Source organism: Raoultibacter phocaeensis (assembly GCF_901411515.1).
Lineage (GTDB): Bacteria > Actinomycetota > Coriobacteriia > Coriobacteriales > Eggerthellaceae > Raoultibacter > Raoultibacter phocaeensis.
The window spans coordinates 658,000-682,755 of record NZ_CABDUX010000001.1 but is presented as its reverse complement, the minus strand read 5'-3'; the positions used below and the strand labels follow the sequence as shown (position 1 = coordinate 682,755).

Sequence of the window (24,756 nt, the reverse complement as noted above, 5' to 3'; positions counted from 1 at the left end):
ATGAGTGAGGGTAAGCGTGCGGATCTCGACAGGGCTGCACGGGAATACGGACGGCTTTGGAGCGAAGCGTATGACGAGTGTGTATCGCGCACGTTCGAATCGACTCATCGGACTATCAAAGAAGCCATGCTCTCGCATCTTTCGGGGGCGGGCGGTGCGCTGCCGCTTATTCGATACAAGGATACATGGATATCGCGCTCTCAAGCCGATAAGGAAGCGTGCAGGCTCGCAAACGCGCTGCTCGATTGCGGAGTCGTGCCAGGAGACCGCGTCGGCATCGTCGTTTCGAACAGGCCCGAGAATGTCATATCGTTTATGGCGTGCTACAAGGCAGGGTTTGTTGCCGCTGCGTACAACCAGCGATGTACGGCGCGGGAAATCGTCGGCGCTCTCGAGGGAGTCGAAGCGTCGGCGCTGATCATCGAGCAAGAGCACGTGTCCAAGGTGCTTTCTGCCATCGGAGCGGGCAAATGCCCTGATCTCAGCTGCATCGTCGTGATCGACAACGACGATGCGTGGGCGGATGCGGGCGGTTGTTTAGAGCTGCACGGGTACGAACCCTTGCTGCGCACGGCGAGCGATCTGGAGCCGGCAATTGACGTTTCGCCGCACGACGACGCCATCCTGCTTTTTACCGGCGGGACGACGGGGGTCAGCAAAGGCTGTGCGCAAACGCACGAAGCCATGGTGTGGGAACTCCAGGCAATGCGTTTTTGGACCGCTTCCGCGCTCACAACACCCGATCCGAGCTTTCTCGTGTGCATGCCCATGACGCACATCATGGGGATCAACTACGGAGTGAACTGGCAGCTCATCAACGGGGGGAGCGTGGTCATCGCCGAAGGCTACAAACCGCCCGACATCATTGCGGCTCTTGAGCGGTATCGGCCGACCGCATGGGCGGCGCTCCCGACGCTTTTGCACTCGGTAAGCACGTGCGAGACTTTGGCGGCAAGCCCCTACAAGGATCTCGAACTCGTCATATTCGGCGGTTCGTTCGTTGCGAAGAACATGCTCGAAGACCTTGCGTCAAAAACGAGAGCGCGGTTTGTCGAGAGCTACGGCATGTCGGAAAGCTTCGGGTTCGTCACATGCAATCCCGTGGGATCCATGGGGAAAATGGGCAGTATCGGGCTGCCCATAAGCAACACCGATGTGCTTGCGGTCGACCTCGAAAGCGGCACGCAGGCACTCGCCCCCGGCGTATGCGGTGAGATTGTATTTCGCGGCCCTCAGATAATCCGCTCGTATTGGGCGAATCCCGAAGAGACGCAACGCGCTCTGCGCGGCGGTTGGCTCTACAGCGGCGATATCGGGTATATGGACGAAGATGGATTCTTCTACCTTGTTGACCGCAAGAAGGACACGATAGTCGTAAGCGGCTTTAATGTTTTCCCGAGCGAAATCGACGAGGTGCTCATGTCTCATCCCTCGATTCTCGATGCCTGTACGATCGGTGTGCCCGACGAGCACTCCGGAGAGAGGCCCAAATCGTTCATCGTCGTGCGCGGCGGGGCGGACGTTGCTCTTTCCGAGATCGAGTCTTTCTGCAGGGAACGCCTTGTCGCGTACAAGATTCCGCACTCTATGGAGGTACTCGACGAGATTCCCAAAACAAAGGCGAAGAAGCCCGATCGAGCGTTTTTGAAGCGTGAAGAAGCTCGAAAGCGAGGCGTGCAAAATCATTGAAATTTCTCGTTGACTCTCAAGAACCTTGAGGGACTAGCATGCGAGGGGAGGAACTCATCCCAACCTCGAAAACGATCATCGAAAAACGTATGAATCGCATTAAAGGAGGAAATTGTGATAGATTTCAGCATCACCGACGAACAAGAGCTCATGCTCGAAAACCTGCGTGAGTTCTGCGCACGCGAGTGCACCGAGGAGCGTATCCAGAAGTGGTACGAGCAGCGTCACATCGACCGGGACGTGTGCAAAGCCTATCTCGATGCCGGTTTCGGCTACATGTTCATCCCCGAAGAATACGGCGGAGTCTCGTCCGACGCTGTAACGCTTGCGCTCGTTGTTACCGAGCTCATGCGCTGCACGAAGGCCACCATGCCGTTCATGTCCTACGGTCTTGCCATGTACGATCTCTCGGAGTTCGGTACGCCCGAGCTTATGAAACAGGGTATGGAACTGTACGAGGAAACCGGCGAGCAGTGTTTCTCGCTTGCGCTGTCCGAGCCGTGCGCCGGCTCGGACAACATGTCCATGCAGACGGTTGCCCATTGGAACGGCGATGGCACGGTCACGCTCAACGGCGTGAAAACCATGGTTAGTCTTGCAGAGACCGCGCCGTTCATGCTCGTCATCGCCAAAGACGAGGATCCGGCTCGCGAGAACAAGAACATGTCGATGTGGATGTTTCCCACCGACACCCCGGGCATCAAGCTTTCCCCCTTGCATAAAATCGGACAGGAAATCACCAACTTCTCCGAGGTGTATCTGGACAACGTGACCATTCCCGAATCGAGTTTGCTCGGCGAGCGCGGCAACGGCTTCATCCAGCTCATGCAGAACTTCGAGCTCGAGCGCATCATGCTTTCGTCCCATAGCCTCGGCCTTGCCAAGGCGGCGCTTGAAGAGGCGGCATCGTACGCTGGCCAGCGCGTCGCCTTCGGGAAAACCATCGGCAGCTTCCAGCTTATCCAGGAGAAGCTTACCGATATGGAAATCAAGGTTCAAAACATGGAGAACCTGCTTTTGAAGACCGCATGGGAATTCGACAACGGCATTCCGATCCGCTTGGACAGTGCGCTTGCGAAGCGCTATATCTCCATGGCGGCAACCGAGGTGTGCTCCGAAGCCATGCAGATCATGGGCGGCATCGGCTACACCACCGAGTCGTGTGTAGGGCGCCTGTGGAAAGACGCGCGCGGTTCGCAGTTCGGCGGCGGCACCGATGAGATCATGGTGCATATCTCCGGGCGCCAGATCATCAAAAAGTACGCAAGGAATTAAGGGGCGGCCATGAATGTCGTTACTGCGATCAAGATCGTTCCAGACGACCAAGACATTCAGGTCAACGCCGACCGAACCCTGAATTACTCCAACGCCCGCCCCATCGTAAGCACGTACGACCTCAACGCTATCGAGGGTGCAGCGCTCGCCGCGAAAGAGCAGGGCGCGAAGCTCTTCGCCGTGACAGTGGGCGATTCCTCCGTGCTTGACAGCAAGGTGGCGAAAAACGTGCTCGCACGCGGCGTCGACGAGTACGTGGCCGCTGCGGACGATGCGTTCGTCGGGCTTGATGCCCGTGCGACTGCGGCAGCGCTTGCCGCTGCGATCGGAAAGATCGAAGCCTATGACCTCGTAGTATGCGGAGACGGTTCCGCGGACATCTACGCCCAGCAGGTCGACGTGCAGCTGGCAGAAGCGTTGAACGTGCCGGTAGTGACGGCAGTGAGCAAGATCGGGTTTGAAAACGGTGCCATCGTGTGCGAGCGCACGCTCGAGGCCGAGAAGGAAGTCGTCGAGGTACCGCTTCCCGCCGTTGTTTCGGTGATTCCCGATATCGCACTGCCTCGCATCTGCGGCATGAAGGACATCCTTGCTGCTGGTAAAAAACCCGTAACTTCGTATGCCGCCGCCGACCTTGGCGTGGATCCCGTACACGCCATCGAGGCTGCCAACGTGCTCGCTCCCGAGCCGACGCCCCGCAAACGCGAGCTCTTTGATGCATCCGACGAAGCGGACGTCGACAAGTTCGTCGCCGCAATTCTCGAATCGATTCGATAGGGGGCTGTGCAATGGTTTTCGTTATTGCTGAAACTCAAAAAGGCGCGCGCGATCTGTGTGCGGGAGCTCGTACGATGGGGGGAGGCGTTTCGCTTGTTGCTCTGAACGACGAGGCGGTGCAGACGGGTATTGCCGATGTGGTGTACCGTGTCGAAGTGCCCGTCGATGCCATGGTTGAATCGGCCGCCGCGACGGTGATTGCCTTGTGCAAGGAAAAAACGCCGGCATCGGTGCTTATCGAGCCGACGCGCCGTATGAAGGTTATCGCGGGGAAGCTTGCCGCCGCATTCGACACGGCCGTCATGACCGATGTCGCCGCGTTCGACGGCGATGTGGCGAAGAGCATGTTTTTCGGCGGTATCGCTACACGCGATCAGAAGAGTACGGGCTCTATCGCTATCTACACGTGCTCGAGCGCTCCTTTCGGAGATACCGAGGCCGCAGGTACCGATGTTGTTCAGACTGTCGGCTTTGCGGCCGATGAATCGGGTGCGAAGCTGCTCTCTCGCGAACCCCTGCCGAAATCCGATGTTAACCTGGCTGCTGCTAAGCGCATTGTTGCAGCTGGCCGTGGATTTGCGGCTGAAGAGGATTTGCGGATGGGGCGCGATTTTGCGGCTGCTATCGGCGGTGAGCTCGGGTGCACCCGCCCCCTTACCGAAGCTGAAGACTGGATGCCTCGTGAAGCGTACATCGGCATATCGGGACTCATGTTGAATCCCGAGGTGTATGTGGGCATCGGCGTGTCGGGCCAAATGCAGCACATGGTGGGGGTGAATGGCGCAAAGGTGGCTTTCGCCATCAACAAAGACAAGAACGCCCCCATATTCGACCAAGTCGATTACGGCTTGGTGGGGGATATCAATGCGGTTTTGCCGACGATAAACGAGAAGCTGAAATAGGCTCGGCCGGTTTCGCTGAGGGCACCCGCAACGGGTGCCCTTTATACGAGGAGAGGAGTAGGGTTATGTCCGATGATGCTTTCGACGCGATAGTCGTCGGTGCCGGATGCGCCGGATCCGTTGCGGCCTACACGCTTGCCAAAGCGGGCAAGTCCGTGCTGGTAATCGAGCGGGGGAATTTTGCCGGTTCCAAGAATATGACAGGGGGACGCATCTATGCGCACTCCCTCAAAAAGGCGTTTCCCGATTTCGAGCAGAATGCACCGCTGGAACGCAAGATCACCCATGAAAAGATTTCGTTTCTTGCTCCCGATTCCAATTTCACCATCGATTTTACGGGGAAGAATCTCGGCCAAGAGGGCAAAGACGCCTACAGTGTGCTGCATGCGCAGTTCAATCCTTGGTTGGCCGAGCAGGCGGAAAACGCAGGTGCCAATTTCGTCTACGGCATCCGCGTCGATGAGCTGATCGTACGCGATGGGAAAGTGCGCGGTGTGAAGGCGGGCGACGACGAGCTTGAAGCTCGGGTGACCATCGTTGCCGACGGATGCAATTCGCTTCTGGCGCAGAAGATCGGCCTTGCCGAAGAGCCGCAGCTTGTTGAAATGGCGGTCGGCGCGAAAGAGGTCATCGAACTTCCGGCAAACGTTATCGAGGATCGATTCAACTGCAATCCGGGCGAAGGCGCCTCGTGGCTGTTTGCGGGCGACTCGACGCATGGCCATGTAGGCGGCGGCTTTCTCTACACGAACAAAAACTCGATTTCGCTCGGTATCGTCGCTACGCTGTCGGACCTCATTACGGCTGAAACGCCGGTGTATCAGATGCTCGAAGATTTCAAGAACCACGAGGCCGTGCGTCCGCTTGTGAAAGACGGCAAGGTGATCGAGTATTCGGGGCACCTCGTACCCGAGGGCGGCTATCGTATGATTCCGAAGCTCGTGGGCGACGGCGTGCTTGTCACCGGCGATGCGGCTATGCTGTGCATAAACCTGGGGTATTCGGTTCGCGGCATCGATTTCGCCATAGCTTCAGGTGAAATGGCGGGTCAAGCGGCTTCAAAAGCTCTCGATGCGAGCGATGTATCCAAAAACGGGTTGGATTCCTATATAGAACTGCTCAAGAACAGCTTTGTGATGAAGGATTTGGAGCAGTTTCAAAAGTTTCCCCACACAATGGAGTCGACCAAGCACCTGTTCAAAGGCTATCCGGAGATGGTAAGGGATATGATGACCGCCCTGTTCGTGGTCGACGGGCAACCTGTCGAACCTATCAGGAGGAAACTGATGCGGCCGGTAAAGGAAATCGGCCTTATGACAGTTGCCAAGGAGATGATGGGGATGGTGAAATCGCTATGAGCACCGTTAACGTTGATGCGAAGCTCTCCGTCGACAAGTTCCACGTCGACGAGGAGAACGCCCACATCGAACTTGTTGAGAACCCCTCGAAAAGTGAGTTCGACAAACTGGTCCTCGCTTGTCCTGCGGCGCTGTACAAGTACGGTGACGCGGGAGAGATGCTGTTCGATTACGCGGGGTGCCTAGAATGCGGTACGTGCCGCTTGATCTGCGGAAAAACAATCATTGAAAAGTGGGAGTACCCACAGGGCACGATGGGTATCGAATATCGCTGGGGCTAAACGGTGAGGCCGAGAAGCAGCGTGCTGGCCGAAGCGAGAATCGCACAACCAGCCATAAAAGGCCTGTCTCACATTGAGGCAGGCCTTTAAGCTTTTTGATATAGGGGCATTCTATGGCGACGAAACGACAAACCATGCACGCTATTCAATGTGGTCTTCTGTTTTAGGAAATCGGATCGCATTCGGATCTATGCACGACGGTGCAGTAGCGCTGCCTTTGGTTTTCGGGGGTGGCGGGGGAGAGCAATACTCGCAGTCTCCTTCGAAGGGAACCCATCCTTGATACAGGCTGTGATACTCTCCTCTGTCATCGCGCGTCATAAGCACCGCTCGTGCAAACGGATCTCCGGTAAGCTTCAAACCCTTGTTTTCCATGAACTCGAAAGCAGGTTTGAACATATCGATGCAGAGCTCTTTTTCCGATCCCGATCTAAAAAACGTTGTAAGGCATTTTTTGGCAGGAATTGAAATAGTGTCGATGAAGAGGGCATCGCGTGGATCGCAAATGCTATCGTCCTCAACGATCAGTCCGTAACGGAGTTTATTGCCGTTGATGGCTTCGAAAATTCCACCCGATGAGGCAAATGGTACCATGTTGATCCATGTTCGATACAAATCAAGCTTGCTATCCATTATGTCGTAGCTTTCCTGTGTTTCGATTAAGTGCAAAGCAGGACTGTTCTCGATGCGGTATTTTCCAATATTGGTATTTGCATCAATAATGGCAAGTCGATCATGTTGCATCTGCTCCAAAAGAAGAAGCTGTTCTTCGATGCTGTGCTTAAGCTCGATTTCTTTGTCATGAAGCAGCTCTGTTATTTCCGAAACATCCATCTGATCAAGAGCTCGGACGATTTCTGCAAGCGTAAATCCGTAACGACGATACGCGCGTGTTCTGATGAGGATGTGGAGATCCCAGGCGCTGTACATGCGATATCCCGAAGTTGACGATTTCTTCGGAGATACTATCCCCTCATGTTCGTAGTAGCGCAGTGCTTCGGAAGTGAGACCGGTCAGTTCAGAGATTCTTCCGATTTTATACTCTTTGCGGCTCATCATAAAGACCCCCAACACCATGTGCGAGCTTAAATCCCCTACCTTAATTATACTGTAAGGGGCTCTTGCATAGGACGCGATGAGTCCTTAGCCCTGGAAAAACAGCATGAGTTATTCCTACGGTTTCCAGCACATGCCTGTTTGGAAAAAAGAGGACGGAAGCTCTTGACTTGGAGTGCGCTCCAGCGGTTACGCTGCAAACTATGAAAACGCTTTGGCTGCGAGCCATCGCCCATGCAACGAGAACCGATCGGAGAAAACCATGCTCGGAACCTTTACCTATTCGAATCCCACACGCTTGCATTTTGGAAAAGACTCACTTGAAGCGCTCAAAGAAGAACTGCCGAAATACGGCGACAACGTGCAGCTCGTCTACGGAGGGGGATCGATCAAGGAGATCGGCCTGTACGAAGAAGTTATCGCGATGCTCGAGGACGCGGGCAAGAACGTGTTCGAAGACGCGGGCGTCATGCCGAATCCGACCGTCGAAAAGCTCTACGGGGGATGTGAGATCGCACGGGGTAACGACGTCGACCTGATTTTGGCTGTCGGCGGCGGATCGGTATGCGACTATGCCAAGGCGGTTTCGGTGTCTGCCTATTGCGATGAGGACCCATGGGAGAAGTATTACGTGCGCATGGAGGATGTGGACAACGATATCATTCCCGTAGGCTGCGTGCTCACCATGGCGGGTACCGGGTCGGAGATGAACGGCGGCTCGGTCATTACCAATCATGCAACCAAGCAGAAGATCGGCCATGTGTTCGGCGACAACGTGTTCCCGAAGTTCTCGATCCTAAATCCCGAACTCACCTTCACCGTGCCGCGCTATCAAATGGTTGCAGGCATCTTCGATGTGATGTCGCACATTCTCGAGCAGTACTTCTCGGGAACCGATGACAATATCTCGGATTATCTGAGCGAAGGGCTCATGCGCTCGCTCGTACACAGCTCGCGCATCGCCGTCGAAAACGAGCGCGATTACGAAGCGCGCAGCAACATCATGTGGGCGGCAACCTGGGCGCTCAACACGCTTATCGCCAAGGGCAAAGAAACCGATTGGATGGTGCACATGATCGGCCAGTCCATCGGCGCGTACACCGACGCGACGCACGGCATGACGCTTTCGGCTATCTCGTCGGCGTATTATCGCCACATCATGCCCTACGGTTTAGCAAGGTTCGTGCGGTTCGCCGAAGTCGTGTGGGACGTCGATGCCGCCGGCAGATCCGACGAGGAGGTGGCATCCGAGGGCATCGAGCGCATGGAAACTTGGATGCGCGAGATCGGCCTTGTGATGAGCATAGCCGAACTCGGCGTGACCGAAGACATGCTCGACGGCATTGCCGAGGGATCGTTTGTCATGGAGGGCGGCTACAAGGTGCTCAACCACGACGAGATCGTCGGGATTTTGAGGGAAAGCTGGTAGCTCTTCTGAGACAAGCAAATCGACGAACTGCGCTTCATCCCGCTTGAGAACGAGGCGAATGCGAGATTCGATGTTGGTGCACTGTGGCTGCGTGGAAAAAACGAGCAGCTCGTCGAACCGTTTGTCGAGGCGCTGAAAAGAAGTTCCAGCATAGTGTGCTAGCCCGAAAAGCACCTACTTTGCTCCATGATCAGGACATGTGTGCTATTCAAAGTATGCTGGACGCGAATCGTCAGAGCAATTCGTTGAGGCCCTCTCGCAAATGCTCAACGACTCTTTGACACGTTTCGACGTCTTCTTCCGGTATGGTGTCGAAGAGCTGCGCAACGAATTGATCCATCTTGGCTTCGTAAAGCTCCGAGAATTCGAGCCCTTTTTCGGTCGGCTCGACTAAAAGCGCGCGGCTGTCGGTTTCGTGGGCGAGCAGCTTGATGTGTCCGGACTTCTCAAGCTTGAGGAGAATCTGTTTGATGTTCTGGTGCGACGCCCCGTTTGCCTCGGAAAGCTCAGTGAGCGTCGGGCTGTGGTCAAACGAGCACAGCGAAGCAAGAAGGAGCAGTTGGCGCCCTGACATGCCCAAGAAACTCTGCCGCTCGACGAACTTGAGCCTTATGCTGAAAGACGAAAGACTTCTCAGCAGCTGTCGCTGAGTCGAGTCGGTCGGATTGGGGTGCATGAAGGCTCCTTTCGCGTTTGCGCTACGTCTATCAATTAGAGAATAGTTTACGTAACAAAAGTATGCAAGGGCTTATTTATTAATCCAGAAACCGTAGCTGTGTCGTTGGTTTATGTTGCCCTGAACGGGGTATACTGATGCTATGCGCTACAGTATGCGGGTCGCGATCGGCTCTTTGCAGCGTATTACCGCTGGCCGCGAAGAAAGGAAACGTATGGCTCTCAATAAGATTCTGGTGGCATACGATGGTTCCGAACTGTCCGAGAAGGCGCTCGATTTGGCGATCGGCATTGCGCTTCCCAATGAGGAAACCAGCCTTGATATCGTCAATATCGTGCCCATACCGCTTCTCAATGAGTCGCAGGTTTCCAATTTGAAGGACATCATCGATATGATGATGGAGGATGGCAAGGAAACGCTGTACGCCATCGACGACAAGATCGCTTCACTAGGCGAGCGGGCGAACACGCTTTTGCTTACGGGTACCGCTCCTGCAACCGAATTGCTCAAGCTGGCGAATGGCGGCGAGTACGACCTTATCGTGCTCGGTAATCGCGGTTTGTCGGGGCTCAAGGAGTACATGGGAAGCGTGAGCTACAAGGTTTTCCACGCATCCGAGATTCCCGTGCTCGTTGCGAAGTAACCTCTAAGCTGAGCTTCGATCAAACCGATCTGTGCAGTTTTGGCGGACACTCTGGTAGGTTAATACCTAATACCGTACAATCGCATGATCATGACATACTCTGCCGCCGGGTAGACCAGGAAACCAAGCATGTGCTCCCCTATCGTTAGGCCTTAGAAGATAGGGGACGGCGCATGCTTTTAGTTTGGGTGAGAACAATGAACTGGGTTATCTTGATCATCGCTGGCTTGTTCGAGACGTTTTGGGCGTATCAGCTGAAACTTTCGGACGGATTCTCTAAGCTCATGCCGAGCATCCTTACGATCATCGGCATGATTATCAGCTTCGGCCTTCTGGCCCACGCGCTCAAAACGCTGCCTTTGAGCGTGGGGTACGCAGTTTGGACGGGTATCGGCATCGTCGGTGCGGCGATCCTCGGAATCGTGTTTTTAAAAGAGCCTGCAAGCGCCGTGAAGATCGTCTGCATCCTGCTCATCGGTGCGGGCATCATCGGACTCAATCTGACAACGCACGAATAACGGCTACCGAAGCGTTTCGTGGTTGCCTTTGCGGGCCGAGCCGCTTGTGCGCGGCTCGGCCGAAGTGCAGACGCGATCGTTGCGAGACGTTTGTCGAAGCGCGCGCTTCTCTCCATGTAACCGTGAGATAATGTAACCGTATACGCTAGAAGCTGATGCACTTGGCAGGTGCCAGTTGCGAAATCGGCGGCGTTGGCGCCGAAGTGCGGTGTTTCGGGAGAAGGGTGCGAGGGATGGTAGGCATGAAACGAAACCTGTCGAAAAAGCTACTCGCTTTCGTATGTGCTTTCGCGCTTGCAGGGGCGATGCTTCCGATTGCCGGCTGTGCCGCACAAAAGCCGGCGCCTGATCAGGAGCCCGAAGCGGCTGCCAAGCTCGCCATCATCCATACGAACGATACCCATGGCTACGACATGGCGGCAGAGCCGACCGACTCAACTCCCGGTGCTTTGGGAATGGCGGCGGTTGCCCAGTTGAAAAAAGATTACGAAGCGCAGGGCTACGAAGTGCTGCTGTTCGATGACGGCGATGCCATTCAGGACAACGTACTCGTGAATCTTTCCGAAGGCGAAGCGGCCATCGATTTCATGAATACGGCAGGATACGATGCCATGTCGATCGGCAATCACGAATTCGATTGGGGTGCCGACAATCTCGAAAAGCTTATTGCCAGGGCGAAGTTTCCTGTTCTCGCGGCAAACATCACTATCGATGCAACGGGGGAGTCATTCGCGCAGGATCAGGCTGTATTCGATATGGGTGACGGGCTCAAGGTCGGTGTGTTCGGCCTTGCCACCCCCGAGACGCAGACGAAATCGAGTCCCAAGAACGTCGCGGGCCTTTCATTTGCTGCGGGCGAAGACCTATACCGATGTGCGCAAGATCAGGTTGACGAGCTTAAGGCGCAGGGGTGCACCGTGATCGTGTGCCTTGGGCATTTGGGCAGTGTTGGTGCCACGGCGCCGAATCGTTCGATCGACGTGCTTGAGAACACCGAGGGCATCGATGTGTTCATCGACGGGCATGACCACAAGGTGGTGAACGAAACCGTTAACGGCTCGCTGCTCGTAAGCACAGGATGCCATACTGAAAATATCGGCGTTGTGCTGTACGAGAATAACTCCTTTTCAGAGCACATGGTCGAGTACGGATCGTACGAGGGGAGCGATGCGGCTACCGAGGAACTCGTCGTGAAAACGCACGACGAGGTGAAGGCCCAGCTTTCGCAAACCATCGGCACTACGGAGGTTGCGCTCGACGGAGAGCGCGATCCTGGTGTGCGCACGCAGGAGACGAACCTCGGCGATTTCGCTGCCGATGCGATGCTCTGGCAGGCTCAGCAGGCGAGCGATCAAGCCGTTGACGGGGCCATCGTGAACGGTGGCAGCATCCGGGCTTCCATAGGCATCGGTGATATCAGCATGGAAACGCTCACGACGGTGTTCCCGTACAACAACAGCCTCAACGTGGTTACGCTCAAAGGCTCGGAACTGCTTGAAATCCTTGAAGCGGCAACGTTCAGCCTCCCCGAGGCTACGGGCGGATTCCCCCAGGTAGCAGGTATTGCCTATCGGATCGATACGATCACGCCGTACGAAAACGGCGAGCAGTATCCCGATTCGACGTATTTCGCACCGATGACACCCGGGTCGCGCATTACCATCGACGATGTGGGCGGCAGGGGCTTCTCGCTTGAAGACGAATACGTGATTGCGGCATCGAGCTTCATCACGTCGGGCGGCGATACGTATTATGCGGCTGCGGAAGCGTATGAGAAGACGGGCTACATAACGGGCTATACCGATACCGACGCCCTGGTAAACTTCGTGCGAACCGAGCTCGAAGGCGTGATCGGCGAGGCGTACGCGCAGCCGAAGGAGCGCGTGCTGATCGCCGTCGAATAATCGGTGCAGAGAAATCAACGATTACGGTTCGGTGTCTCTCGGCAACAAACGGGTTGAGCGGCTGCATACGGGTGGATACTCCTTGGCATCACCGACCAAGGAGATTCAGCCGTGGATGCAGCTCAAAAACATAAGCGCGATATAGCCGCTATTTTCGCCGGTCTTCTGCTCGCGATGTTCGTGAGCTCGCTTTCGGAAACGGTTACAGCAACCGCGTTGCCGACCATCGTCGGCGACCTCGGCGGGGTCGACCATATGGAATGGGTGACGACCGCCTATGTGCTTGCAGCCACCATCATGATGCCCATTTACGGCAAGCTCGGCGATATCATCGGCAGGAAATACCTGCTCATTTCTGCGCTCGGCATCTTTGTGGCTGGATCGATCACCTGCGGGTTCGTGACATCGATGGACGGTCTCATCCTCGGTCGAGCCATCGAGGGCCTTGGCGGAGGCGGACTCATCATCCTTTCGCAGGCGTCTATCGCCGACGTGATACCCCCGCGCGAGCGCGGCAAGTACATGGGCGTGATGGGATCGGTGTTCGCTCTGTCTACGGTGATCGGTCCGCTTCTGGGCGGCTGGTTCGTCCAGGTAACGGGGTGGCGATGGCTGTTCGGATTCAACGTTCCGCTCGCTCTGCTCGCCATTGCAGCTGCGGCTAAATTCCTTCCGAAGCCGAATCCCCACGAAGGCAAGCTGTCGATCGATGTTGCGGGCATGGCGTTCATGGTCATCTCGGTTTCCTCGCTTGTGCTGCTCACCTCGTGGGGCGGCGACACGTATGCGTGGGATTCGCCGGTCATCATCGGGCTTGCTATTGCGTGCGTGGTTGCAGCGGTCATTTTCGTGTTCGCCGAGCGGTTTGCAAAGGAGCCGATCATTCCGCTCTATCTCTTCAAAAACCGCAACTTCGTGCTCTGTACCGTGACGGGCCTGCTCATCATGCTCGGCATGATGGGGACGACCACTTACCTTCCCACCTATTTCCAGATCGTCGACGGGCTTTTGCCCGAACAAGCAGGTCTCATGACCGTGCCGATGATGGGCGGCGCCATGCTCATGGCCATCACGACGGGCTTTCTGGCATCAAAGACGGGTAAGTACAAGTGGATGCCCATTGCGGGTTGCCTCGTGATGGCGGGCGGGTTCTTCCTGCTCTCACAGCTCGCCCCCGCGACGCCGCTCGTTATAACAGGGGTGTCGTTGTTCGTGCTCGGTTTCGGCATCGGGCTCGGCCAGCAGATCCTCGTCCTCGTCGTGCAGAACGAGTTCCCCGGCGAAATCGTCGGCACGGCCACGGCGGCTAACAACTTCTTCCGTCAGATCGGCTCGACGCTCGGCGCTTCCCTCGTCGGCGCAGTGTTCACCTCGCGCTTAGCGACCGAACTTGCGAAGAATATTCCTGCTTCGCAGCACATCGACGTCGATACGATCACACCCGAATTCGTCCATGGTCTCTCATCAACGTTGCAGGAAGGTATCAAGGCGTCGTACAACGATGCGCTCATTCCCATCTTCGTGTACATGATTCCGCTTTTGCTCGCAGGTGCGATCATCATGCTGTTCTTGAAGCAACATCCTTTGGCCACAAAAGTCGATCATACTGGTACCGGATCAATCGATGCCGAAGCCCGCTGATCGCCGTTTTCGGCGGGGACGCTGTCGCTTAGAAGGATGCCGCTATGATCGAGCGCTATACGACCGATACCGAAACCGCCATGCGGCGCACCGAGCTGCCATCGCGGCGTGATCCTCGTGCTGAAATGGATCTCGTGAAGGTGTATCCGCAGAAAACCTACCAGCGCATCGCGGGGTTCGGTGCGGCGCTCACGGAATCGGCTGCGTATACGTTTGCGCTCATGCCGCCCGAGGTGCAGGATCGGTTTCTGCGTTTGTGTTTCGGACGCGAGGGAAACGCCTACACGCTGTGCCGTACCCACATCCAGAGCTGCGACTTTTCGCTCGGAAGCTACGCGTACGTGTCCGATAAGCGCGACACGGAGCTTGCGTCGTTCTCGATCGAGCGCGATCGCGAGCTTCTTATCCCGTTCATCCGATGCGCCCTGGCGCTCGATCCCGCGATCGAGCTTATCGCTTCGCCCTGGAGTCCGCCTGCGTTCATGAAGTCTTCGCATACGATGGCGTTCGGGGGAAGGCTCCGTCGAAAGTACTACGATCGATGGGCTGCGATAATCGCTCGCTACGTTGCCGAATACGCTCAGGAAGGCATCGCGATCTCGCGGGTCACCGTGCAAAACGAGCCGATGGCGCGCCAAACATGGGAGTCGTGTTTGTTCACTGCCCAAGAGGAGGCGGAGTTCGCAGCGGATCACTTGCGGCCTGCGCTCGATGCAGCGGGGCTGGGCGGCGTGCGCATTCTCATCTGGGATCACAACAAAGATCGCATCGTGGAGCGCGTGGACGAGACGCTCGCCGATCCCGCAGTGCACGAGGTAGTGGACGGCGTGGCATTCCATTGGTATTCGGGCGATCATTTCGAGGCGCTTGCGGCAACGATTGCCGCGTACCCCGAGAAGGAGTTCCTGTTAACCGAGGGGTGTGTGGAGTATACGCGCGACCGCGAGTCGACGCAGGAGCGCAAAGCCGAACAGTACGCCCACGATGTGATCGGTACACTCAATGCCGGTGCACACGGCTACATCGACTGGAACGTGCTGCTCGACGAGCAGGGAGGTCCAAACCATGTGGGCAACTTCTGCGAAGCACCGCTCATGTACGATCGCGAGCAAGGCGAGCTCATTGTCAACCGATCCTTCTGGTATCTTGGGCATTTCTCGAGCTTCATAAGCCGCGGCGCACGACGGTTCCTTGTTTCGCGGTGCAATGACCGTATCGAGTGCACCGGGTTTGCGAACCCCGATGGCGGACGGGTGGTTGTTGCGCTCAATAAAACCGATGCAGAGCAGTGCTTCGTCCTCTGCGAGGGTGACCGCGTGGCCGATGTCTCGCTAGCACCCCACAGCATCGCGACGCTGTGCTGGACAGAAGGAAGCTTCTAACACGCACGCGCCGTGGACGCGGGGAGCGGGCGTCGGCCGCTTTACCGTGCACCGCCCCGCCGCCACCTCCGCCCCGCCACCGCTGCTTCCGCCCCGCTGGAGAAGCCGCCCCCGCCCCCGCTTCCGCTGCTGCTCGAGGTGGTGAACGAAGACGATACGGTACTCCTGAACGCATCGAAGGCCGAGCCTGCATCAAGGCTTGAAACCGATCCCCCGACGCTATGGGTGTCGGAGACCCAGAGGCCCCAGTTCGAGCCGCTCGCCGTCGATGCACTCCCCGTTGCCTCCCGATACACGTCGGGCAGGGTGACGCGCAACTCGCTCATCACCTTGTCGGCGATGCCGAAAAGGGTCGCGTACACCATGAACTCGCCCCATACCTTCACGTCCATCGGAAGGCGCTCGTTCAAAAGCGTAAAATCCTTCAGCCAGTTTTCCAGGGCTTCGGCTTTTGCGTGCAGTTCTGCACCCGCTTTGCTGCGTCGGGGCATGAATCTGATCACAAGGATGTTCGCACCGATGGCAACTGCTGTTCCGATGTAGAACACGGGGTTCATAGAGCCCAGGAACAAGCCCGCCAAACCAATGATCCACGAGAGCGCTTTGAGCACGCGTCCAAGCGCCTTGCCCGGCTTCTCAATGAAGTGCCCTGCAGCCGCTTCCGTCTTGACCACCTCGACCCATCGCTTGAACCCGCTTACGGCGGACTCCTTGTTGCGTTCGGCGTACAGATCGATCGAGTCGAACCAAAGGGAATCGGCTCCACCACCGATCTGGTTGAACAAGAGATCGAGCGCTGCGCGATCGATCGGGCTCGTTACCTCGTTCGCTTTCGGGAGTCGGGCAAGGTAGTAATCCTCCACGGTGACAAGGCCGCCTTGCGACATGCGCTGCTGCATGGCTTGCTCGCCGAACAGCATAGCGCCGATCGACTTGAACGTTTCGGGAATGCTCGTCGCGGGTTTCGTGTAGGCACCAGTGCCCAAGTAGACGGCTCCGGTTGCGGTGAGATGCATGAGCTCGGTTGCGAAATCGTTGGTTGTGATCGAACCCCAGCTTTCGACGTACTTGACGACGAGCGGGTGAACCTGCCTATCGGGCGCATCGCGCCAATACTGCTCTGAGAACGTCGTTTTGTGCTCACGGCCGAAGCGGAAGAACAGGATGAGACAGATAACGAGGAAAACCGCGCAGGTGCTGAAGAACCCGATGTAGAGTGCGTTGGTAGCCGCCCGCTGCCGGTTTGCTTCGTCTGCCTGCTTCGTCTCTTCCTTCACGATGGAGTTCAGCGCGGGGAAGTTCCAGGAGTCAACGTTGGCATCCGCTGCAAGCCATGAAGCGGGAAAGAGCACGCGTGCTTCGGCGTAGGCCCCCGAATCGATGCGCGGCACCGTGAAGGTCACGGTGCCCTCGTCGCCGAACGCGACATCTCCGTCAAGCGGGCCGTGGCCCCATGCGCGGATATCTTCGCCGGCTACGGGGTTTGCTCCACTCGGTTGGGGCAGATGAAGCGTCATCTGCACGTCGCGCGACGGCTCGGCCCACTCCGATCCGACGAACTTCCAGTAGAGTTCGCCGACGTCGGAGTATTTCGTCACCATGCCCTCGACGCGGTAGTTCAGCGTCACCGATACGGTCTCATGCGCTGCCTGGAAAAACACGTACACGCTGTCGTACACCTCATCGACCGCGTAGGCGTATCCGCCAGGTCCGCCCTCATAACGCCAGCTGGTTACGAAATCGGTTTTCGCGAGAGTGCGCGTGGTTCCGCTCTGTTCGAGCGTGACCGATTGCACCGTCATGTCGGCGTTGGATCCAAACGAGTCGAACTCCCACCATACGCAGGTGAAATCGCCGTTGAACTTGAACGATCGGGTTTCGGTTACGTTAAGCGTGCCGTTGTCGTCGAGCACGGCGTCGATCGTCGTTTTCGGCATGTCGTAACTTTTCGCCCAAGCTGAGGGGGCTGCTGCGAGCGCGTATACTATCGTGCAGACGCACGCAAGCATGCAGACGAGAGCGAGCAGTGCGATCGGACGCTGGATGCGAAACCGCGTTGATATCGGCGGGTTGGCGGCATTGCCGGTAGTTTGCATGATATTCCCTTTCCTGAGCTCAAACCAGTATAAAGGAAGCACCTCTTTTTTCGTTCATGTACTTGGTTGGTGTTCGAGCTTCGGGTACACTTTGGATCATCATGGTTGGGGTATGGAGGCTGCTTTGAAGCTTTTAGAGGATCGCATCAGGCGCGATGGAATAGTGAAGGACGAAGGCGTTCTGAAGGTCGACAGTTTTCTGAACCATCAGCTCGACATCGATTTACTCGATGCATGCGGCGCTGAGTTCAAGCGGCTGTTTTCCGATGCGCTCATTACTAAGATCCTCACGATCGAGGCTTCGGGTATCGGCATCGCATGCGTGGTCGCGCGGCATTTCGGGGTACCGGTCGTGTTCGCCAAAAAGGCTCAGAGCATCAACCTCGAGGGCGATATGTACGTGACCCGCATCCAATCGTATACCCACGGACGCATCTTCGACGTAATCGTTTCCAAGAAGTACATCGGGTGTGACGATCACGTGCTCATCATCGACGATTTTCTGGCAAACGGATGCGCGCTCGACGGACTCATCGATATCTGCCAGCATGCGGGTGCGGCCATCGAGGGCATCGGCATAGCCATCGAAAAAGGCTTCCAACCGGGCGGTGCCTCGCTGCGCGAACGTGGGTTTCGTCTCGAATCGCTCGCCATCGTAGACAATATGGATCCGGCAACGGGCACCATCGTATTCCGATAACGTACAAAAACCTGCGTTCGGCCGAAAAGCCCGGGGGCTTTGTGCGTGCCGCACCTGGGAGAGAGGCCGATGCGTGAAAGCGTTTCCCACTGAAAACCTGTTCAAACTTGATGCTCCTGTGCCGATTCTGCGCTCGGTTCCCTATGGCATCCAGCACGTGCTCGCCATGTTCGTGGCGAACCTTGCTCCGATCGTCATCGTTGCCGGGGCGGCGGGTCTTTCCGGTGCCGATACGGGCACGCTGATCCAAAGCGCCATGCTTATTGCCGGCATCGGGACGCTCATCCAGTTGTTTCCGCTCGGTCGCATCGGCTCGGGGCTGCCCATCGTCATGGGTGTCAGCTTCACGTTCGTGACGGTGCTCTGTTCCATCAGCGCAACTTACGGCTACAACGTGGCCATTGGCGCGATCCTTGTCGGCGGAATCATCGAGGGCTTTCTCGGCTTGTTCGCGAAGTACTGGAGGCGCATCATCTCGCCCATCGTTGCGGCGGTGGTGGTTACCTCGATCGGATTTTCGCTTTTGGGGGTGGGTGCCACCTCGTTTGGCGGAGGCGATGCTGCGGCGTCCGATTTCGGCTCGCCCGAAAATCTCATTCTCGGTACGGTTGCGCTCGTGTCGTGCATCGTGTTTCAGGTGCTTGCGAAGGGCAAGACCAAGCAGCTTTCAGTGCTGTTTGGGCTCGTGATCGGCTATGCGCTCGCCGTGTTCATGGGTCAGGTCGATTTCGGCGGGTTTGCCGAGGTGCAGCCGTTCGCTTTGCCTGCGCTCATGCCGTTTGCTCCCGAATTCAACATCGGTGCGATCATCTCGGTGACGCTCATCTTCCTCGTGTCCGCCACCGAAACCATCGGAGACACCTCGGCGCTCACCATGGTAGGTCTGAATCGCGAGGTCAAGGAACGCGAACTATCGGGTTCCCTTGCGTGCGACGGTTTTGTGAGCTCGCTTTCCGCGTGCTTCGGATGCCTTCCCATCACCTCGTTTTCTCAGAACGTCGGCTTGGTTGCCATGACGAAAGTGGTGAACCGCCGCGCTATCGCCACCGGGGCGGCGATTCTCGTGCTCGCTGCGTTTCTGCCGGTCATCAGCGTCGCGTTCTCTTCGCTACCGGATGCTGTGCTCGGCGGTTGCACCATCATGATGTTCGGCAATATCATCGTGAGCGGGTTTCAGATGATCGCGCGCGCCGGATTCACGCAGCGCAACATTCTCATTGCGGCGTTGTCGCTTGCGGTGGGCATCGGGTTCACGCAGGTGTCGTCCATCTTCACGATCTTCCCCGAAGTCGTGCAGAGCGTGTTTGCGCAAAACTGCGTAGCCGTCGTGTTCCTTGTGGCGGTGATTTCCAACCTCGTGCTGCCCAAGGATGCGAAGATCGAAGGGCCTCTTGTGGGAGGTGAAGCCGCGCTTGGTGTGCAGGTGGGCACCCAAAAGCCTTCCGCATCTGCGTCTCGCGGCGAAACCGCTGTTTCGCGCGATGCGTCTTCCGACGAGCCTTCGACGGCAGTGCCTGTCGATGCATAATTGCGTATAATCAACCGTGTTCATGTGAGTCGCTATGAAGGAGAAACACGTGGCCATTCGGAAAAACGCGCTGTTGCTGTTTAGCAAGCCCCCTCTACCTGGGCTCGTGAAAACACGATTGACGAGGCTCAAAGACGGCATTTTCGAACCCGAGGTGGCTTCGGGGCTCTACCACTGCATGCTGTTCGATGTGGCGGAGATATGCTGCGATGCGCTTGCCGAGCTCGAAGCGCGCAGCTCTGCCGGTGGCGAAAGGCTCGACAACGAGGCGGCGTGCATCGATGAATACGAGCTCATCATTTCCACCACGCCGAAGGAAAACGTCGAGGTCATGCAGCGTTTGTTTGACGAATCAGGCGAGTGGCCCCGCCCGATTCGCATCATATACGACGAGGGTGCATCGTTCGACGAACACTACAACCATGCCTTCGAGCAGGTATTCGCGATGGGTTTCGACACTATCCTTTCGATGGGGGCCGATATGCCGGCGCTGCCGCGCGCTGCGGTGGTCGAAGGCTTCGACAAGCTCCATGCTCTCTGCGACGTCGAAGGCGGCGGTATCGTGCTGTCTCCCGATCAGGAGATGGGCGTGTCCATCATCGGCTGGACGCGCGAGACTCCCATGAGCCACGACGGTGTGTTCTACAATAAGGACGGCCTGACCGTGCTTCCCGCCTACATCGAGAAGGCCGCCGAACTCGGGCTGCCAGCGCTCTATCTTCCTGCCGTCGTCGACGTCGACACGATGGGCGACTTGTTTCACAACATCACGCTCGTGCAAGCCATCGAGTACTGTGCGAAGTTCGACGACCTCTCGGTTCCGTGGCGCACGGCGCATGCGTTGCGCGAGATGGGCTTTTCCGAGGTGCGCGTTCCCCCGAATGATCTGCATGACCCGCGCGAGGGGATCGACGTCGGATAGCAGCACCTTGAGCGGCGGGTTGCAAACGGTTCAATTGCCCCTTACACGCACCTGTTATACTGTAGATAGGCGAAAGGAGGACCGATGGTTGATATTGTCGTTATCGGAGATGTCTTATCGGACGTCCTTAAGGATTACGACATACGAGAAGCGTACGTATACGGTTCGTATGCTCGTGGCGATCAATCTGACGAGAGCGATATCGATCTTCGGTTTCTTTGTGGGGAGGATATGAGTTTCGCACAGCTTCTCGACATTCAAAAGGAGCTTGAGAACCGCTTGGGCAAATCGCTCGACATCGCTACTGCTCCCCCTCACCAGATGCGCCCTTCGTTCTACAATCGCATTAAAGAAGACGAGGTATTGCTGTATGAAACCTCATGAAAAAGATGCAGCAATAATCGAGCGCATTTTGGAAGATATCGAAACCCTGCAGAAGCGCGTAGATCATTTCGGTCTTACAAAAGAACGCTTCTGCAACGACCTTTCTTTCGAAGGTGAGATTGCCTACGATGCGGTTATGAATCCGTTGTACCGCATTGTGGAGGATGCCGTGCATCTTTCAGACGCCGTTGTATCAGCGTATCCCGAGTGTTCTTGGAAAGAGATTCGGGGGTTCAGAAACTTTATTGCCCACGGATATAGCGCCATCGACAGAGGCATTGCCTGGGGTGTTATCGAAAACGATGTGCCGAAGCTAAAGAGGGTCCTTGTTGCCTATATCGGGGCTGATCAACCTACAAACTAACGCGCTTTCTGTGCTCGCTGACAATATCGCGGATCGAAGCGAGCCCCTCGGTGCAGAAGGTATCGACGTCGATCACCTGCGCTCCTATATGCGCCATGTCTTCGATGTTCGCGGCCTGCACTTCGGGGGTGCGCGAAGAGGTGCAATCCTCGATGATCACCACGTTGTAGTTCAGTGAGAGCGCATCGTAGCAGGTGGTGCGGATGCAATTGGGGGTGGTCGTGCCGATGAGCACGACGGTGGTTATGCCTGCGCTGCGCAGCGTCTCGTCCAGGTCGGTTCCGAAAAACGCGGAGAAACGCGGCTTCACGACAACGCGATCATCTCCCTTGGGGGCAACAGCAGCGGGAAACCCGAGCGAATCCGGCTTCGCACAGGCTTTCGAGATCGGCTTGCCGCCGGAAAGCCATGTTTCGAAGCGCGTCGATTCAACATCGGAGCCGTCGGCGGCATATTCGCGGCATACGTGGAACACGGGAATACCGAGTTCGCGCGCGCGGTCGAGAGCACGAGAGCAGGCGGGAAGTGTGGCCTTGGCACCAGCAATGCACAGCGACGAATCGCGTTCGATGAAACCGTTCTGCATATCGATGATGATGAGCGCGGCGTTGTTCGGTTCGATCATGGCGTCTCCTCGCGAAGCTCGGTTGGGTTGCAGATGGCAAAGCGGTTCTTGTCGAAATCGATGATACCTTCTTTACGCATGTTCGACAGTTCTGCGGACATGGCGCTGCGATCGACCGATAGGTAATCGGCAAGTTCTTGGCGGTTGAAAGGGATCGAGAACGTGCCCGATCCGGCGCTGTCCGCCTGATCGGACAAGTACGACAGCAGCTTTTCGCGCGTCGAACGGCGCGAGGTGTGTTCGATCTTGCGGGTGAGGGCGTAGGCTCGCTTCGCCACCGAGGCAAGCAGGTTGCGCACGAGCCTCGTGTGGAATTCGCAGGCAGAGGTGCACATCGTGGTAACGCGCCGCACATCCATGAGCAGTGCAACGCAATCCTGTGCAGCGATGACGTTGACGTCGAGTGGAAGTTCGGGTTCGCATGCGTACACTTCGGCGAAAAGCTGTCCGGGCTCGGCTTGTGCAAGAATGCTTCGATTGCCCCAGTAGTCTTCCTTTTCGATGCGCACCGATCCTTCAAGTACCATGCCCATGGTCGTGGTGGCTTCGCCGACGCGGAAGAGGTACTTGCCTTTCTCGAACGTCCGTGTCTGGGCGTTGAGACAGGTCAGCATAGCCTCGATTTCGTTGTCGAGTATTCCCTTGAAAAGGGGAGAGCGGCTGAGTATCGGAAGATAGTCTTTCATTCGGGCCTTTCGTTGTAAAAACAACTGATGGGTTGTAATCAGTATCGTATGGTTGCCTCAATAAGGCAAGTGCCGTATCGATGGTCGGCTGGTATAGGGAAGCCGATCGAAGGAGGAAGACCATGGGCAAGATGTTTTGCTTTCAGTGCGAGCAGACGGCGGGGTGCAGTGCATGCACTGGACACGCAGGCGTATGCGGCAAGGAGGCCGAGACGGCTCTGCTGCAAGATGAGTTGACGGGAGCGCTGATCGCGCTTTCCGAAATGGTGCAGAAGGCAACGCTTGAGAGCGTCTCTGGGGGAGCGCCCGACCGCATCGAGGCGATGGGCGAAAAAGGCAAAGCGAAGCCGCCTATCCGCACTGAAGCTACGGACGATTGTGCGATGGTGGCTCTGTTCGCCACGCTTACCAACGTCGATTTCGATAATGCGGATATCGAGGGCATGATCGAGCGTGTACATGCCGAGAAAGACCGAATGGCTCGAGACGCGGGCGTTGCGAATGTTCCCGACTATCCTATGGCCCAACTGTGGGAGGCCCAAGAGGATATCCGCTCACTCAAATCGCTCATTTTGCTGGGCCTGCGCGGCATGGCCGCCTACGCCTACCACGCTGCGGTGCTCGGGTATCGCAACGAGGGTGTGATGGCGTTTATCTACGAAGGCCTTGCCGCGGTTGCATCCGATGCTGGCCAAGACGTGCTGCTTCCGCTCGTGCTCAAGGTCGGGGAAGTGAACTTCACCTGCATGGAGCTGCTTGACAAAGCGAACACCGAAACGTTCGGCACACCGACTCCCACCGAGGTGACCATGGAGGTGGAATCGGGGCCGTTCATCATCGTTTCGGGTCACGATTTGCATGATCTCAAGCTGCTGCTCGAGCAGACCGAAGGCACTGGCGTGAACGTGTACACGCATGGCGAGATGCTGCCCGCACACGCGTATCCCGAACTCAAGAAATACGCTCACCTGAAAGGCAATTTCGGAACCGCGTGGCAGAATCAGCGCACCGAATTCGCCGATGTTCCGGCACCGATCCTGTTCACGACGAACTGCATTATGCCTCCAGCCGAGTCGTATTCCGACCGCGTGTTCACCACAGGGGTGGTGGCGTATCCGGGCATGGAACACGTAGGAGCCGATAAGGATTTCTCCATCCTCATTGCTCGGGCGCAAGAGCTCGGCGGATATTTGGATAACCGCACGTTTACGGGAATCAACGGCGGCACAACGCTGTTGACTGGATTTGCGCACGGGACGGTTCTTTCGGTAGCCGATACGGTTATCGATGCGGTGAAGCAAGGTGCCATCAGCCATTTCTTCCTCGTTGGAGGCTGCGACGGCGCGAAGCCGGGGCGCAACTACTACACCGAGTTCGTGAAGCGCGCCCCTGAGGATTCGATCATCCTCACGCTTGCCTGCGGCAAGTACCGATTCAACGATCTCGATCTCGGCACCATCGGCGGCTTGCCGCGCATCATGGACATGGGGCAGTGCAACGATGCCTACAGCGCCATTCGCGTAGCTGTCGCCCTTGCCGAAGCGTTCGAGTGCGGCGTGAACGATCTGCCCCTCACGCTCGTGCTTTCCTGGTACGAGCAGAAGGCAGTCTGCATCCTTTTGACGCTTCTGTACCTGGGAATCAAGGACATCTACCTCGGGCCGACGCTTCCCGCGTTCGTTTCGTCCGGCGTCCTTGACGTGCTCGTGCGAGAGTTCGGCATCCGCCCGATCAGCACTCCCGAAGAGGACTTAGCGGCAATCTGCAGGTAAGCATCTCACGGATTTTCCGCTCGGGGCGGCCGGAGATCGACCGCCCCGAGCTGCTCGTGCTAAAGGAGAAGATTTGCTACCGCCCAGTTCGGCGAACGTCGATAGGACACCGCTTTAAGCGGGCCGGTCGGGTATTATGTAGTCGATT

The 24,756-nt window shown here is 56.9% G+C and carries 23 protein-coding genes; 18 read left to right on the top strand and 5 right to left on the bottom strand.

Translation table 11 applies throughout. The annotated features are described in order from the left end of the window. The 6 genes from FJE54_RS02725 to FJE54_RS02700 all read left to right on the top strand — a co-directional run bounded on the left by FJE54_RS02725 (position 1) and on the right by FJE54_RS02700 (position 6,282). Positions 1 to 1,689, top strand: coding sequence for a class I adenylate-forming enzyme family protein (locus FJE54_RS02725; protein ID WP_139651222.1), 1,689 nt, complete (start codon positions 1 to 3; stop codon positions 1,687 to 1,689). A gap of 114 nt (positions 1,690 to 1,803) precedes the next feature. Then, positions 1,804 to 2,964: an acyl-CoA dehydrogenase family protein gene (locus tag FJE54_RS02720; protein ID WP_255467185.1), complete on the top strand. Its 1,161-nt coding sequence runs from the start codon at positions 1,804 to 1,806 to the stop codon at positions 2,962 to 2,964. 9 nt (positions 2,965 to 2,973) lie between these two features. Beyond that, positions 2,974 to 3,741: a putative electron transfer flavoprotein FixA gene (gene fixA, locus FJE54_RS02715; protein WP_139651221.1), complete on the top strand. Its 768-nt coding sequence runs from the start codon at positions 2,974 to 2,976 to the stop codon at positions 3,739 to 3,741. Between the two features lie 11 nt (positions 3,742 to 3,752). Continuing rightward, the gene (locus tag FJE54_RS02710; protein ID WP_139651220.1) at positions 3,753 to 4,643 is read left to right on the top strand and encodes an electron transfer flavoprotein subunit alpha/FixB family protein; all 891 of its coding nucleotides are present in this window, start codon (positions 3,753 to 3,755) and stop codon (positions 4,641 to 4,643) included. 65 nt (positions 4,644 to 4,708) lie between these two features. Then, positions 4,709 to 6,001 carry an FAD-dependent oxidoreductase gene (locus FJE54_RS02705; protein WP_139651219.1) on the top strand — a complete coding sequence of 431 codons (1,293 nt, stop codon included), beginning with the start codon at positions 4,709 to 4,711 and terminating at the stop codon, positions 5,999 to 6,001. Next, positions 5,998 to 6,282: a ferredoxin family protein gene (locus tag FJE54_RS02700; RefSeq protein WP_139651218.1), complete on the top strand. Its 285-nt coding sequence runs from the start codon at positions 5,998 to 6,000 to the stop codon at positions 6,280 to 6,282. The genes FJE54_RS02705 and FJE54_RS02700 overlap by 4 nt, the downstream gene beginning before the upstream one ends. A gap of 141 nt (positions 6,283 to 6,423) precedes the next feature. Here the strand turns inward: FJE54_RS02700 and FJE54_RS02695 are convergent, their stop codons facing one another. Further along, a complete protein-coding gene (locus FJE54_RS02695) occupies positions 6,424 to 7,341 on the bottom strand; it encodes a MerR family transcriptional regulator (RefSeq protein WP_180326518.1) in 918 nt (305 codons plus the stop codon). 259 nt (positions 7,342 to 7,600) lie between these two features. On the opposite strand from FJE54_RS02695, the gene FJE54_RS02690 reads away from it, so the two are divergent. Continuing rightward, positions 7,601 to 8,767 carry an iron-containing alcohol dehydrogenase gene (locus FJE54_RS02690; protein WP_139651216.1) on the top strand — a complete coding sequence of 389 codons (1,167 nt, stop codon included), beginning with the start codon at positions 7,601 to 7,603 and terminating at the stop codon, positions 8,765 to 8,767. Positions 8,768 to 8,999: 232 nt separating this feature from the next. Here the strand turns inward: FJE54_RS02690 and FJE54_RS02685 are convergent, their stop codons facing one another. Next, positions 9,000 to 9,443, bottom strand: coding sequence for a MarR family winged helix-turn-helix transcriptional regulator (locus tag FJE54_RS02685; protein ID WP_139651215.1), 444 nt, complete (start codon positions 9,441 to 9,443; stop codon positions 9,000 to 9,002). Positions 9,444 to 9,657: 214 nt separating this feature from the next. Between FJE54_RS02685 and FJE54_RS02680 the strand changes: the two genes are divergently transcribed. The 5 genes from FJE54_RS02680 to FJE54_RS02660 all read left to right on the top strand — a co-directional run bounded on the left by FJE54_RS02680 (position 9,658) and on the right by FJE54_RS02660 (position 15,531). Beyond that, positions 9,658 to 10,086, top strand: a complete 429-nt coding sequence (locus FJE54_RS02680; RefSeq protein ID WP_139651214.1) for a universal stress protein — start codon at positions 9,658 to 9,660, stop codon at positions 10,084 to 10,086. Positions 10,087 to 10,259: 173 nt separating this feature from the next. Continuing rightward, positions 10,260 to 10,604, top strand: coding sequence for a DMT family transporter (locus FJE54_RS02675; RefSeq protein WP_305001581.1), 345 nt, complete (start codon positions 10,260 to 10,262; stop codon positions 10,602 to 10,604). A gap of 242 nt (positions 10,605 to 10,846) precedes the next feature. Continuing rightward, positions 10,847 to 12,508, top strand: a complete 1,662-nt coding sequence (locus FJE54_RS02670) for a bifunctional metallophosphatase/5'-nucleotidase (RefSeq protein ID WP_180326517.1) — start codon at positions 10,847 to 10,849, stop codon at positions 12,506 to 12,508. 111 nt (positions 12,509 to 12,619) lie between these two features. Continuing rightward, positions 12,620 to 14,149 carry an MDR family MFS transporter gene (locus tag FJE54_RS02665; RefSeq protein WP_255467184.1) on the top strand — a complete coding sequence of 510 codons (1,530 nt, stop codon included), beginning with the start codon at positions 12,620 to 12,622 and terminating at the stop codon, positions 14,147 to 14,149. Positions 14,150 to 14,193: 44 nt separating this feature from the next. Further along, positions 14,194 to 15,531: a glycoside hydrolase family 30 protein gene (locus FJE54_RS02660; RefSeq protein WP_139651211.1), complete on the top strand. Its 1,338-nt coding sequence runs from the start codon at positions 14,194 to 14,196 to the stop codon at positions 15,529 to 15,531. Between the two features lie 41 nt (positions 15,532 to 15,572). Here the strand turns inward: FJE54_RS02660 and FJE54_RS02655 are convergent, their stop codons facing one another. After that, entirely contained in the window at positions 15,573 to 17,627 is a 2,055-nt protein-coding gene (locus FJE54_RS02655) for a DUF2207 domain-containing protein (RefSeq protein WP_139651210.1), read from the bottom strand. 112 nt (positions 17,628 to 17,739) lie between these two features. Here FJE54_RS02655 and FJE54_RS02650 point away from each other — a divergent pair, with 112 nt between their 5' ends. From FJE54_RS02650 to FJE54_RS02630, 5 genes are all read left to right on the top strand, one after another. Next, the gene (locus FJE54_RS02650; RefSeq protein WP_255467183.1) at positions 17,740 to 18,327 is read left to right on the top strand and encodes a xanthine phosphoribosyltransferase; all 588 of its coding nucleotides are present in this window, start codon (positions 17,740 to 17,742) and stop codon (positions 18,325 to 18,327) included. Between the two features lie 73 nt (positions 18,328 to 18,400). After that, positions 18,401 to 19,855, top strand: a complete 1,455-nt coding sequence (locus FJE54_RS02645; protein ID WP_139651208.1) for a uracil-xanthine permease family protein — start codon at positions 18,401 to 18,403, stop codon at positions 19,853 to 19,855. 49 nt (positions 19,856 to 19,904) lie between these two features. Then, entirely contained in the window at positions 19,905 to 20,777 is an 873-nt protein-coding gene (locus FJE54_RS02640) for a TIGR04282 family arsenosugar biosynthesis glycosyltransferase (RefSeq protein ID WP_180326516.1), read from the top strand. A gap of 84 nt (positions 20,778 to 20,861) precedes the next feature. After that, complete coding sequence (locus tag FJE54_RS02635) at positions 20,862 to 21,161, top strand: nucleotidyltransferase family protein (protein WP_139651206.1); 300 nt, start codon at positions 20,862 to 20,864, stop codon at positions 21,159 to 21,161. Continuing rightward, positions 21,148 to 21,525 carry a HepT-like ribonuclease domain-containing protein gene (locus FJE54_RS02630; protein WP_139651205.1) on the top strand — a complete coding sequence of 126 codons (378 nt, stop codon included), beginning with the start codon at positions 21,148 to 21,150 and terminating at the stop codon, positions 21,523 to 21,525. The genes FJE54_RS02635 and FJE54_RS02630 overlap by 14 nt, the downstream gene beginning before the upstream one ends. On the opposite strand, the gene FJE54_RS02625 is transcribed toward FJE54_RS02630, so the two are convergent. After that, complete coding sequence (locus FJE54_RS02625) at positions 21,515 to 22,150, bottom strand: cysteine hydrolase family protein (protein ID WP_139651204.1); 636 nt, start codon at positions 22,148 to 22,150, stop codon at positions 21,515 to 21,517. The two genes, FJE54_RS02630 and FJE54_RS02625, sit on opposite strands and share 11 nt — an antisense overlap. After that, positions 22,147 to 22,836 carry a Crp/Fnr family transcriptional regulator gene (locus FJE54_RS02620; protein ID WP_139651203.1) on the bottom strand — a complete coding sequence of 230 codons (690 nt, stop codon included), beginning with the start codon at positions 22,834 to 22,836 and terminating at the stop codon, positions 22,147 to 22,149. Before FJE54_RS02620 ends, FJE54_RS02625 begins: the two co-directional genes overlap by 4 nt. A 122-nt stretch (positions 22,837 to 22,958) precedes the next feature. Between FJE54_RS02620 and hcp the strand changes: the two genes are divergently transcribed. Beyond that, positions 22,959 to 24,608, top strand: coding sequence for a hydroxylamine reductase (gene hcp, locus FJE54_RS02615; RefSeq protein ID WP_139651202.1), 1,650 nt, complete (start codon positions 22,959 to 22,961; stop codon positions 24,606 to 24,608). Positions 24,609 to 24,756 lie beyond the last annotated feature (148 nt).

Coding starts and splice junctions, on each gene's coding strand:
- FJE54_RS02625 (WP_139651204.1), bottom strand. CDS start 22,150: ATGATCGAACCGAACAACGCCGCGCTCATCATCATCGATATGCAGAAC.
- FJE54_RS02695 (WP_180326518.1), bottom strand. CDS start 7,341: ATGATGAGCCGCAAAGAGTATAAAATCGGAAGAATCTCTGAACTGACC.
- FJE54_RS02670 (WP_180326517.1), top strand. CDS start 10,847: ATGAAACGAAACCTGTCGAAAAAGCTACTCGCTTTCGTATGTGCTTTC.
- FJE54_RS02705 (WP_139651219.1), top strand. CDS start 4,709: ATGTCCGATGATGCTTTCGACGCGATAGTCGTCGGTGCCGGATGCGCC.
- FJE54_RS02620 (WP_139651203.1), bottom strand. CDS start 22,836: ATGAAAGACTATCTTCCGATACTCAGCCGCTCTCCCCTTTTCAAGGGA.
- FJE54_RS02710 (WP_139651220.1), top strand. CDS start 3,753: ATGGTTTTCGTTATTGCTGAAACTCAAAAAGGCGCGCGCGATCTGTGT.
- FJE54_RS02685 (WP_139651215.1), bottom strand. CDS start 9,443: ATGCACCCCAATCCGACCGACTCGACTCAGCGACAGCTGCTGAGAAGT.
- hcp (WP_139651202.1), top strand. CDS start 22,959: ATGGGCAAGATGTTTTGCTTTCAGTGCGAGCAGACGGCGGGGTGCAGT.
- FJE54_RS02690 (WP_139651216.1), top strand. CDS start 7,601: ATGCTCGGAACCTTTACCTATTCGAATCCCACACGCTTGCATTTTGGA.
- FJE54_RS02675 (WP_305001581.1), top strand. CDS start 10,260: ATGCTTTTAGTTTGGGTGAGAACAATGAACTGGGTTATCTTGATCATC.
- FJE54_RS02700 (WP_139651218.1), top strand. CDS start 5,998: ATGAGCACCGTTAACGTTGATGCGAAGCTCTCCGTCGACAAGTTCCAC.
- FJE54_RS02635 (WP_139651206.1), top strand. CDS start 20,862: ATGGTTGATATTGTCGTTATCGGAGATGTCTTATCGGACGTCCTTAAG.
- FJE54_RS02655 (WP_139651210.1), bottom strand. CDS start 17,627: ATGCAAACTACCGGCAATGCCGCCAACCCGCCGATATCAACGCGGTTT.
- FJE54_RS02630 (WP_139651205.1), top strand. CDS start 21,148: ATGAAACCTCATGAAAAAGATGCAGCAATAATCGAGCGCATTTTGGAA.
- fixA (WP_139651221.1), top strand. CDS start 2,974: ATGAATGTCGTTACTGCGATCAAGATCGTTCCAGACGACCAAGACATT.
- FJE54_RS02680 (WP_139651214.1), top strand. CDS start 9,658: ATGGCTCTCAATAAGATTCTGGTGGCATACGATGGTTCCGAACTGTCC.
- FJE54_RS02650 (WP_255467183.1), top strand. CDS start 17,740: ATGGAGGCTGCTTTGAAGCTTTTAGAGGATCGCATCAGGCGCGATGGA.
- FJE54_RS02725 (WP_139651222.1), top strand. CDS start 1: ATGAGTGAGGGTAAGCGTGCGGATCTCGACAGGGCTGCACGGGAATAC.
- FJE54_RS02660 (WP_139651211.1), top strand. CDS start 14,194: ATGATCGAGCGCTATACGACCGATACCGAAACCGCCATGCGGCGCACC.